The sequence below is a fragment of the Okeania sp. genome (genome assembly GCF_983059655.1).
The window spans coordinates 1-6,931 of the sequence record NZ_CEZPJD010000405.1 but is presented as its reverse complement, the minus strand read 5'-3'; the positions used below and the strand labels follow the sequence as shown (position 1 = coordinate 6,931).

The 6,931-nt window shown below is 38.0% G+C and carries 5 protein-coding genes; 1 reads left to right on the top strand and 4 read right to left on the bottom strand.

Going from position 1 to position 6,931, the window contains the following annotated elements; all coding sequences use genetic code 11:
- Positions 1-157: 157 nt before the first annotated feature.
- On the bottom strand, positions 158-256 hold the full coding sequence (locus AC3DU7_RS20450) for an element excision factor XisH family protein (protein WP_488041146.1): 99 nt from the start codon (positions 254-256) through the stop codon (positions 158-160).
- A gap of 228 nt (positions 257-484) precedes the next feature.
- Between AC3DU7_RS20450 and recQ the strand changes: the two genes are divergently transcribed.
- Positions 485-2,680: a DNA helicase RecQ gene (gene recQ, locus AC3DU7_RS20445; protein ID WP_488041145.1), complete on the top strand. Its 2,196-nt coding sequence runs from the start codon at positions 485-487 to the stop codon at positions 2,678-2,680.
- A gap of 290 nt (positions 2,681-2,970) precedes the next feature.
- Here recQ and AC3DU7_RS20440 read toward each other — a convergent pair whose 3' ends face one another.
- The 3 genes from AC3DU7_RS20440 to AC3DU7_RS20430 form a co-directional block, all read right to left on the bottom strand.
- Positions 2,971-5,352 (bottom strand): AAA family ATPase, encoded by a 2,382-nt coding sequence (locus AC3DU7_RS20440; protein WP_488041144.1) that lies wholly within the window; start codon positions 5,350-5,352, stop codon positions 2,971-2,973.
- Between the two features lie 137 nt (positions 5,353-5,489).
- Positions 5,490-5,747: a hypothetical protein gene (locus tag AC3DU7_RS20435; RefSeq protein ID WP_488041143.1), complete on the bottom strand. Its 258-nt coding sequence runs from the start codon at positions 5,745-5,747 to the stop codon at positions 5,490-5,492.
- A complete protein-coding gene (locus tag AC3DU7_RS20430) occupies positions 5,744-6,658 on the bottom strand; it encodes a hypothetical protein (protein WP_488041142.1) in 915 nt (304 codons plus the stop codon). The genes AC3DU7_RS20435 and AC3DU7_RS20430 overlap by 4 nt, the downstream gene beginning before the upstream one ends.
- Positions 6,659-6,931: the final 273 nt, after the last annotated feature.

Genomic DNA, 6,931 nt, shown 5'->3' with positions numbered 1-6,931 from the left:
CTGCACCTAAATCAATATAAAAATCAACAAATCCTAGATCGATACGATAAGGGTCTTCAATAATTAATAATTAATAATTAATAATTACCTTTCCTTGAAAAGAAGAGGATTGGCTAAAAGGAAATTTTTTTCTTGTTTCTCCTTTAAAGGAGAGCCTTCAAACCTTAATTATTCGGTGAGTTATTATCCAACCCTGATTCTCAAGAGCAGTTTTAACAAGCTGATGAAAAATATCTTTTGCAGGAATTCCCAGCAATTTCCTCAAAGTTTAAGTACCTATGCAAAATTAATTTAACATTTTTTTGTTGGGTTGCACTGGCGCTTAACCCAACCTACAATATAATAAATTATTAAATTAATTATCAAAATAATTGGGTCTAAAACCCTGCCTTTTAAGGTGAAATATTTTTGGAGCGTTGCTCAAATCCACGTTACAAAAATAACTTCTGACTTCTGACTTCTAACTTCTGACTTCATTAAAACTATGTCGGTGCAAAACCAAACAAAACTTAATCAACCATCTTTAGAAAAACATCTAAAAAATTACTTTGGTTATGATTCATTTCGCCCAGGGCAAAAACAAATTATTGAAACAGCACTTCAACAAAAAGATATGCTAATTGTTATGCCTACTGGTGGAGGAAAATCTTTATGTTTTCAATTACCAGCATTACTCAAACCAGGCTTAACAATAGTAGTATCTCCTCTCATTTCTTTGATGCAAGACCAAGTAGCAAGTTTACAAGATAATGGTATTGCTGCGACATTTTTAAATAGCAGTCTTGGAATGACAGAAACTCGCAAACGAGAAACAGATATTATGCAGGGCAAAATCAAGCTTTTATATGTTGCTCCAGAGAGATTATTGTCAGAGAGATTTTTACCATTTCTAGAGTTAATTAATGCTCAACAAGGTATCTCTACTTTTGCCATAGATGAAGCTCACTGTGTTTCAGAGTGGGGTCATGATTTTCGCCCGGAATATCGACAGTTACAAATGTTACGAGAAAGTTATCCAGATGTGCCGATGATGGCTTTAACTGCCACAGCAACAAAACGAGTCCGGGGAGATATTATTGCTCAATTAAATTTACAACAACCTTATATTCATATTGCTAGTTTTTTCCGTTCAAATTTATATTATGAAGTCCGCCAAAAAAGTAGTGCTAAAAATACTTTTGCTGAAACATTGCAGATAATTAGAAAAATTGGTGGTTCTGGAATAGTCTATTGTAATAGTCGAAAAAAAGTTGATGAAATTGCTTATAAATTACGACAAAATCGTGTATCTGCATTACCTTATCATGCTGGAATGGATGATGAGGAAAGAGCTATTAATCAAACTAAATTTATCCGAGATGATATTGATGTAATCGTGGCAACTGTGGCTTTTGGTATGGGTATTAATAAGCCAGATGTTAGATTTGTAATTCATTACGATCTGCCTAAAAATATCGAGAGTTATTATCAAGAAACTGGGAGAGCAGGTCGAGATGGAGAACCTGCTAAATGTACTCTATTTTTTAGTTATGGCGATAAGAAAAGTATTGAATATTTAATCGCTCAAAAAGTTGATGAACAAGAACAAAGAATTGGTTATCAACAGTTAAGAAGAATTCTTGATTATGCTGATGCTACTGAATGTCGCCACCGCATTTTATTAGGCTATTTTGGTGAAGATTTGCCCGAAAATTGTGGAAACTGTGATAATTGTAAATATCCCAAACCAATAGAAGATTGGACGATTGAAGCAATGAAGTTTTTGTCTTGTGTGGCGAGAACTAAAGAACGGTTTGGGATGACTCATATTATTGATGTTTTAAGAGGTTCTAAAAGTCAGAAAGTTTTAGATAAAAAACATGACCAACTTTCTACTTATGCTATTGGTAAAGATAGAAGTACTGATGAATGGAAACACTTAGCAAAATCTCTCTTACATCAAGGTTTAATGGAAGAAACAACTGATGGTTATTCGGTGTTGAAACTTAATCAAAATAGTTGGGATGTAATGGGGCGAAGAAAAAAGGTAGAAATTGCCATAGAAAAGAAACGTAAAATCGAAAAAACTACTACTTCTTTAGCCGCAGATGAACAACGATTATTTGAAGAATTGCGGGCATTACGGAAACGAATTGCTGATGAACAAATGGTAGCTCCTTATGTGGTATTTCCAGATACAACTTTACAACAAATGGCACAGAAACGACCTCAAACTTTAGATGAATTTATGAATATTTCTGGAGTAGGTAGTCGGAAACAAGAGAAGTATGGCAAAAAGTTTATTCAAGCTATTAGAAATTATTGTGCCGAGAATGGTTTACCTAGTAATTCAGAACCTATTCGAGAATTAGCAAAAGTTGTAGATAATGTTCCTTCTTTTACTCAAATAGAAACATTAGAATTGCATAAACAAGGATTAAGTATTGATGCTATTGCTAATCAAAGAGGAATAAGTTCTGGTACTGTTACTGGTCATTTAGCCGAATTAATAGAAAAAGAGCAACCAGTAGATATTGATAAATTAGTAACACCCGAACATCAGGAAAAAATTATTGCTGCAATAGAAGAAGTAGGAGATGGAGCATTAAAACCTATTTATGAATATTTACAAGAACGTTATAATTATAATGAAATTAAATTAGTTAGAGCATATTGGCGGAGCGATCGCTTAGATTTTTAGTATAGCGCTGCGCGCAGGCAACAGGCAACAGGCAACAGGCAACAGGGGGAATAAAAAGTTGATAATATGAGGCTTTTAGCTATTGGACAGTTCCTGAAATTTGTAAATATGCCAGCGCACATTGCTATAATTCAGGACTTACGCATGAACGCTATTGGTAGGGTGTGTTAGCGGTAGCGTAACGCACAAAGCCCTATATTTATTGTCAGTGTGTAAGTCCTAAAAAGTTCCATCTGAGCGTCATTGCCAAATCTTTATAGCTCTCCCCATCTCCCCACCCTCCTTACACTCTACCCCCTATTCCCCACTACCCAACGCCGAAATAATTCCACTGCAAACCGCAAATTTCCCTCGGTTTCCATAATGACATCGTGGCGAGCAAGAGTTTCAAGAGCATCATTTAATATACTTTCTTCTAAACCTGTAATTTCCTGGATAGTGGCACGACTACAACCTTCTGGATAGTCAGCTAAAGCTCTAAGAATATCTTGCTGTCCCGGTGCATCTTGAGCCGCTTGACCCCAAACTCCTGTGAAATAATAACGCCCATTCTGGAATAGTTCATTTTGACGAATAATGGCTTCCACATCTGCAACGGTAAAAACTGACTCTCGTGGTTTTCCCTGCTCAAACATTTGGTCGTTGTAGCGACGGACGAGTAAAAATCCCAGTAGTTGTACTAGGTAGGGTTGTCCGAATGTTAGGTCGTAAATGCGGTCCATTGCTTCTGGTTCGTAGGTGAGCAGGAAGTCTGGGTTTGGGTTGGCAAGGAGTTGTCTGGTTGTTGCTCTATTCAAAAAACCGACACGGATGGGAATTACGCTGGCAAAAAATGGCTGAAAGTAATCTTCTGTCATTTCTTCAAGAGTATGCAAACCGGCGAAGGCAAAGGCAATTTTCGGACTCATCTGCACGAACCCCCGTAATACTTTCATAAAGTTAGGGGGGAGTTGTTGTGCCTTAATTAGATTTTCTATTTCTTCAAATTCATCGAGGGCAATAATTAAGCCTTTGTTCTCTAATTTTTGAATTGCCTGTTTTAAGTAGAGTTTAAAGGTTCGTTGGGGAAGTCTCAGGAGTTTGTCTATGTCCGGTGGGGGAAGGTTAATAGCATCTGAAATTTCATCACTAATTGCTAAAAATACTTCACCCATTCCCTCGGAAATACCTCCTAAACCTTGGAGGTTGACATAAACAACTTGAACATTTGCACCAGAAGATTTGGCAACATTCCGTAGAATTGATGTTTTTCCCATGCGACGATGACCGTAGAGAACAACTGACTGCTTGTGAGAATTTCTAACCCACAGTTCCTCAAGCTTTCTCATAGTATCTTCCCTACCTACAAATAAGTCACCCTCTACTGGATCGCCAATGACATAGGGATTTTCTATAGGTTTAGTAATAGATGTATCTCCGGTCTTTTTGGCAATGCTGTCTAAAGCTTTTTTCCAATTTTGAGCAATATCGACAATTAAATCTTGTTCTGCTTGAGGAAGTCTATCGGCATTATCTAGGATTTCTGTTAATTGACCTATAGCTGTGACAAGGGCAAATACACGAGCTGCTCTTGAGGTTGCTTTTACAACAAGTTGCGTATTTTCAACAACGCGACACAAACCCTTGAGTATTTCCCAGGTGGTAGGGCGTAGATGAGGTTTGGGTGGAAAGTTGGGAATTTGTATTTCGGCAATCATAATAGGATATTCTGCTGCTCGAAATTGAGTTAGGGCTTGAGCTAGTAGAAACATTTCCTCGCCGTAGTCCAGAGAGCGTACTTTCTCAAATGCTGCTGTTGCTTCTTCGGGTTCTTTTTCGTGGAGATGGCAGAAACCTGCAACTATTGAACGGGATGGAGTGTCTAAGCGAGTCGGTGCTGATAAGACTGCGAACTCTTTTGCTAGAGATGCAGAGGCAAATTTTACAAGTTTCCAATCATAGGGATTTTCTGCTAGCTGAGAAATTTGATAAATTATGTATTCTGGGGGAATTTCTGCTAGCACCTGATTAATAGCGTTAACTACCGGAATAAACTGTAGGCTATATCTTAAAAGTTGATCGATGTTTTCTAGACCTAGTTGCCAATCTTTTCTCAACCAAAATTTTAAGCGAGTTGTTAGTAAGGGTAAAGGAATAGGGGTGATTCTAGGTAAGAGAAAATTACTCTGAATTGAGATTAAGTTGAGTGGTACGCCAATTAACCAGTTTTCTGGATGCAAAATCGCCACGCCTCCCGCCATGCTTCCCGCCATGCCGACCGCCACGCCTCCCGCCACGCCTCCCGCCATGCCGACCACCACGCCGACCACCACGCCCCACGCCACGCCCCACACCACGCCCCACACCACGCCAGACCAATCAATCGTAAAGCCTATTTGCTCCAGCAATATACAAAATAAGCAGAGAACACAAACAGTCAAAATCAATCCCTGAAAGCATAATTTCAACTGGTTAGGATGCTGACGCAGAAATTCTAGCCTGCTTTGCCAGGTTTTTTGTTCCGCGAAACCTTCTCCCCCCCCATAATTTTCCACATACCACCGCAACGCCTGTGGAAAGAAAAACACCCAATACAATAGCCGCAAATAATCCAAAGGATTCCAAATAGAGAGAGGACGCTTCAATTGTGGTGCTAGATCCAGACGGGGAACAGAATCACTATTTTTTTTCATCTTAAAAACATTAATAATTGAAATGTTGTAGGGTCAAATGGCCATTTGCTAACGCAAAGCTGCCGCTAACGCCCCTACTTTCAGGTTTCCAAAATTCCCACAAGTAAATCAACTAATGAATGCTTACTATAATTTCATTAATTTTCTTGTCCAAATCTAGCTAATAATTCGTCACGAGATAAGTTAGATAACTGTAAAATTAGCCTGTTCAAATCTTCTTTTGGCAACTCCATAATCTGTTCAATAATTACCTCTAGCTGGTTATCTAATTGGCCAAAGCGAAATACAAGTAAGTTTTCGAGCATTTGTTGTACACCTTGTTGTACTCCTCGTTGGACTCCCGACTGAGTAGCCTCTTCTAAACGTTGGGAAAAAAGTGGTGATAATTTAATCAATTTTCTCCTCCAAATCTAGCTAATAGTTCGTCACGAGATAAACTAGGTAACTGTAAAATTAGCCTGGAATAATCTTCTTTTGGCAACTCCATAATCTGTTGAATAATTACCTCTAGTTGGCTATCCAATTCTCCAAAGCGAAACACAAGTAAGCTTTCGAGCATTTCTCGACGTTCTTCTTGTCTTCCTTCTTGTCTTCCCGACTGAGTCGCCTCTTCTAAACGTTGGGAAAAAAGTGGTGATAATCTCATAATTAACTCCCTATCTTCTGGATCTTTATCTGGATTTACTTCTATATTACTCAGCAAATCTGCTAATAACAATAAAGCATTTTCACGATGGATATTATCTTTGGGTAATGCTTCTAATTCATCAATGGCTTGAGACTGAACTTTGTCCTTACCTAATATTCTCAGCCACATGGTTTCTGGAGTTTTTGGTAATTGATGAATCACTACTATTGCTGTGCGGAAATATTCTCCTAAAAAGTAAATTCCCGAACACCAGTTTTCTTCATCTAAAGTAGCTCTAAATCCATCTAATATTTTCTGAGAAGCTGTAGGAGTTAATATCCATAATTTCGGATAATCATCCATAGAAATACGAGTTTTATTTCGGTTAGCTTCCCGTTTAATTTCTCCTTTAACTTCCAGTAATTTGAGAAGACAACTATCAATTTCATCAGGGGTTACAGGATTACGATAAGGTTCAAATAAAGCTGAAGTTGTAGCCAAGCGACCTAATAATCCTAATTCTTGTGGATTTCCTTGAAGTTGTGGTTGGGGTGAAAACCAAACATCTATTTGTCGGACCTCTCCTCGAACTTCACGGGGTGCTTTTACTTCCCCAATACTTGATAGTAATTCTTCTAAATATTGTTTGGCAAATTGGTCGTGGGGAAATATAGTCATTTTTGTTATTATAGGAGAGAATAGGGAATAAAGAACAGTTGGAACTATACCTCATAGATTAAAGAAATACGTCGTTGCTGATTCTGGGTATGATTTTGCCCCCCGAGCAAGCCAAAATTGGGGGGAATAAAACTCTAAAAGTCCCCCAAAATTGGGGGATTTAGGGGGCTTGACCAGAACCAAACAATCGTACATTCATACTTCAATTCAGCAACACCAGAAATACTATAGCTTTTTCCTCTCAAATTGTTCATAACATAGACGCATAACTTT